The sequence below is a fragment of the Agreia sp. genome (assembly GCF_964263775.1).
In the GTDB taxonomy this organism is placed as follows: domain Bacteria; phylum Actinomycetota; class Actinomycetes; order Actinomycetales; family Microbacteriaceae; genus Agreia.
Map to the genome: position 1 here is coordinate 1 of NZ_CAXVWM010000135.1, position 3,643 is coordinate 3,643.

Consider the following 3,643-nt stretch of genomic DNA (forward strand, 5'->3'; position numbering starts at 1 on the left):
GCGGCCCGTCGACATCGCGTTCGCCGTGCGATTTCTGGCCACCGATGAGGCGAAGTTCGTGCACGGCACGGTTCTCGACATCGACGGAGGCATCGTGAATACGCGCCTGTCCTGAGCGTTCCCGCTCGTGATCAGCACAGAGTGTGCAGAAATCGCAGCTGGTCACGAACAACACTCGTCACGTCAGCTAGCGGCAGCACGGGCCCGCGCACGGTACGACGACGGCGACTCCCCGTGGTGCCGCTTGAACGCGTTGCTGAACGAGCTCTCCGACGAGTATCCGAGCTCGAAGGCCAGGGCTCCCACTCGGGTGTCGGGCGAGCGGAGCGCCTTCTGGGCGAGCAGCATGCGCCAGGTGATCAGGTACGCCAGCGGAGGAGATCCTGCAGCCACCCGAAACCGTTCCGCGAACGTGGAGCGCGACATGGCGGCGGCCTGGGCGAGGTCCTCCAGGCTCCACGCCTTCGACGGCTGTCCGTGGATCAGTGCAAGCGCGGGCCGCAGCCGCTCGTCGCTCAGAACTTTCAGCCATCCGGCCGGCATCTCGGCGTCGTGCATGAACCCCCGCACCACGTCGAGCAGCAGCAGCTGCCCGTACTGCCGAATGGCGAAGTCCGACCCGACCCGCTGCGCCGCCATCTCTTCGAACAGTCGCTGAACGTGGCCGCGCAGCTGCGGCCCTACCGCGTTCGACATTCCGACGTGCACGAGCGACGGCAGTGCCTGAACCAACAGCTGCCTGCCCGTCGGGTTGAGCTCGACGCGGCCGCCCACGATCACGTCGGTGTCGCGGGCGTTCGCGTCATGCGGGTCGATCATCGAACGTGCGGATGGCGGCTCGACGCGCACGGGCTTCTCGTCGCCCGTGCCGCCCTCGAGGGTGAGCCAGGAGTGGCCGTTCAACACGACGACATCTCCCGAGACCAGCTCGAGGCGCTCGCCGAGGCCGTCGGTGTCGAGCCACACGCGGCCCTGCACGACGGCGATGAACTTGAGGTCGTCGTCGATGTCGCTCGAGGTCTGCCAGCGCCCGCGAACGGCCGACGCGCCAGAGATGACGCTTCGAACTTCGATGAGGTCGAGCACGTCGGACAAGCGATCCTGGGGCATGGTTGGACTCTAGAGCATAAATACCGGACGTCACACTATTCATAATCCGACTCGAGGCGAGCAGCATTGAATTCGGGCCGGAGTGACCGGCCCGAAGTCAGGAGTCACCGTGAACACCACCCCCATGATCGCCCTCGTCACCGGCGGCAACAAAGGCATCGGCCGCGAGATCGCCTCGCAGCTCGCCGACCTCGGCCACACCGTCATCATCGGCGCGCGCGGACTCGAACGCGCAGAGGCTGCTGCCGCCGAACTGCGTGCCGCCGGCGGCGACGTGATCGGCGTGGCCCTCGACGTGACCGACCAGGCATCCATCGACGCCGCGGCCGAGACGATACGAGTCCGGTTCGGACGACTCGACTCGCTGATCAACAATGCCGGCATCAGTCATCAGCCCGGCGCCGATTTCTCGGGACAGCTGCCCGCATCGGGTGACGTCGACCAGGTGCGCTTCGTGTTCGAGACCAACGTCTTCGGCGTGATCTCGGTCACCGGCGCATTCCTGCCGCTGCTGCGTCTCTCGGCTGCACCCCGCATCGTGAACGTCTCGAGCAGCGCCGGCTCGCTGGCAGCGATCTCCGACTTCGCCAACACCGACCCGATCGGCCTCGGCTACGTTCCGTCGAAGACCGCGCTGACCGCCGTCACTCTGATGTACGCCCGAGGGCTCGTGGGCGAGGGCATTCTGGTGAACGCCGTCTGCCCGGGCTTCGTCGACACCGATCTGAACAACCACCGCGGCGTGCGCACCCCGGCCCAGGGGGCCGCATCCGCTGTTCGGATGGCGACGATCAAGAAAGACGGGCCGACCGGAACGTTCACCGACGATGCGGGCCCCGTGGCCTGGTGACGTGATCGGGCCGGGCGCGGTCGCTGGCGCCCGGGCGCTCCCGCCGGGCGCGCGGTGGCGCCGGTACCCTGCGGATATGCAGAAGTACGATGCGAAGAAGCAACACCCGGCGCTGTACGCGCCCTCGTCACGGGCGTTCAGTGACGTGGTCGTGCCACCCCTGCAGTACCTCGCCGTCGACGGCGAGGGCGATCCGAATACCGCGCCGGCCTACGCGGCCGCCATCGCGGCGCTCTTCTCCACGTCGTACACGGTGAAGTTCGCGAGCAAGGCGCGAGGCCGCGACTACGTGGTCGGTCCACTCGAAGCTCTTTGGAGCGCTGACGACCCGACCGCCTTCGTTGCACGCGACAAGAGTTCGTGGCGGTGGACCGCACTGATCAACCAGCCCGACTGGATCACCGCCGACGACGTGGCCGCCGCAGTAAACGACGCAGCCGCGAAGAAGCCCAACCCGGCGCTCTCGCTGACGCGACTGATCACGATCGACGAGGGGCGCAGCATCCAAATTCTGCACATCGGGTCGTACGACGACGAGGGGCCCACGCTTGCGCGGCTGCACGACGAATACCTGCCGCAGAACGGGTTGACGTTCAACGGGCTGCACCACGAAATTTATCTGAGCGACGCTCGGAGAACCGCCCCGGAGAAACTCAGAACGGTGCTGCGCCAGCCGGTGCGCCCCGAGGTCTCTGCGCCCTCCGCGCCGAGTCCACGCCCATGAGGCCGTTCGCGGCGTCGCCAGACCGTCCGACACGGCCACTGGTCGCGAATCGACCTCGAGCGGATGTTTTGGGTCGATATGGGCCAAGCGGCTTGCGGCTTCTTGTGCGGAGTTGGCGAGAATCGACCAAAAATCAGACGCTCGGGTCGATGTGCGGCCAGTCGTACCCGAGCGACGCGCCCCGAGCAGACCGATCCTCCCGCCCAGACAGGGTCGGCGGCTGTGCCGGTGCGCTCCGAGGTCAACCCCTGACGCCGACACAGCTCAGGGGCGTACCGTCGCTGAAAAGAAGAGGAGCACACATGACGACGAACGAATCCAAGAAGCCGGATGCCGAAGAGGTTCCCGATGGTTCCGGATCAGACGGCAGCGACCCCCAGGGCGGTGCCGACACGGCATCGGGCGGAGGAGCAGACGATGAGTGACCCTCGCCCCGAGCACACTCCGAAACCCGACGAGATCGATCCCGACGAGAAGACCGAGCCAGACGGAACTCCCGTAGAGAACCCCTCGGGTGCCGGTCGTTTCGCGCGGCCCGAACTCCTCGCGGCCTGAGCATTCCGCTCTTTCGCGCCGAGCAGAACAATGTCTGAGACGGGGTCTGTCGACGACGCTCGCTGGTTGGTCATCGCTGGCCGCAAGTGGCGCCGCACAGACCCCGTTCTCGACGTCGAGGTCGCATCCTGTATGAATTCGACTCCCTCGACGAGGTATTGATCCGCCCTACGTAACCGCTCTACGCCGAGTCTCGTACGAGCAGGGTGAGGCCGATGGTCGCCTCGGTCGCCACGGCCGGCTTGCTTCCGGCGAGGATGCGAGCGAGCAATCGGATGGCTGCCGCCGCGAGCTGCGCTTTGTCGATCGTGAGCGTGGTCAGCTCGGGCGTGACGAGTCGTCCGATTTCGAGGCCGTCGATGCCCACGACCGCGATCTGTTCCGGCACCCGCGAGCCGATGCGA

The 3,643-nt window shown here is 66.6% G+C and carries 6 protein-coding genes; 4 read left to right on the forward strand and 2 right to left on the reverse strand.

What is annotated here, in order from left to right; genetic code table 11:
* Window positions 1-183: 183 nt before the first annotated feature.
* Entirely contained in the window at window positions 184-1,110 is a 927-nt protein-coding gene (locus tag ACE5CZ_RS10650) for an AraC family transcriptional regulator (RefSeq protein ID WP_374947306.1), read from the reverse strand.
* Between the two features lie 109 nt (window positions 1,111-1,219).
* Between ACE5CZ_RS10650 and ACE5CZ_RS10655 the strand changes: the two genes are divergently transcribed.
* The 4 genes from ACE5CZ_RS10655 to ACE5CZ_RS10670 all read left to right on the forward strand — a co-directional run bounded on the left by ACE5CZ_RS10655 (window position 1,220) and on the right by ACE5CZ_RS10670 (window position 3,239).
* Window positions 1,220-1,960 (forward strand): SDR family NAD(P)-dependent oxidoreductase, encoded by a 741-nt coding sequence (locus tag ACE5CZ_RS10655; RefSeq protein ID WP_374947307.1) that lies wholly within the window; start codon window positions 1,220-1,222, stop codon window positions 1,958-1,960.
* 76 nt (window positions 1,961-2,036) lie between these two features.
* Window positions 2,037-2,684, forward strand: a complete 648-nt coding sequence (locus ACE5CZ_RS10660) for a GyrI-like domain-containing protein (RefSeq protein ID WP_374947308.1) — start codon at window positions 2,037-2,039, stop codon at window positions 2,682-2,684.
* 302 nt (window positions 2,685-2,986) lie between these two features.
* Window positions 2,987-3,109 (forward strand): hypothetical protein, encoded by a 123-nt coding sequence (locus ACE5CZ_RS10665; RefSeq protein ID WP_374947309.1) that lies wholly within the window; start codon window positions 2,987-2,989, stop codon window positions 3,107-3,109.
* Complete coding sequence (locus ACE5CZ_RS10670) at window positions 3,102-3,239, forward strand: hypothetical protein (RefSeq protein WP_374947310.1); 138 nt, start codon at window positions 3,102-3,104, stop codon at window positions 3,237-3,239. Before ACE5CZ_RS10665 ends, ACE5CZ_RS10670 begins: the two co-directional genes overlap by 8 nt.
* A 181-nt stretch (window positions 3,240-3,420) precedes the next feature.
* On the opposite strand, the gene ACE5CZ_RS10675 is transcribed toward ACE5CZ_RS10670, so the two are convergent.
* The coding region (locus ACE5CZ_RS10675; protein WP_374947311.1) for a substrate-binding domain-containing protein at window positions 3,421-3,643 on the reverse strand (223 nt) is incomplete at its 5' end.

What these genes read in the sequence shown, in the direction of transcription:
- ACE5CZ_RS10670 (WP_374947310.1), top strand. Translation starts at nt 3,102, where the DNA reads ATGAGTGACCCTCGCCCCGAGCACACTCCGAAACCCGACGAGATCGAT.
- ACE5CZ_RS10660 (WP_374947308.1), top strand. Translation starts at nt 2,037, where the DNA reads ATGCAGAAGTACGATGCGAAGAAGCAACACCCGGCGCTGTACGCGCCC.
- ACE5CZ_RS10665 (WP_374947309.1), top strand. Translation starts at nt 2,987, where the DNA reads ATGACGACGAACGAATCCAAGAAGCCGGATGCCGAAGAGGTTCCCGAT.
- ACE5CZ_RS10650 (WP_374947306.1), bottom strand. Translation starts at nt 1,110, where the DNA reads ATGCCCCAGGATCGCTTGTCCGACGTGCTCGACCTCATCGAAGTTCGA.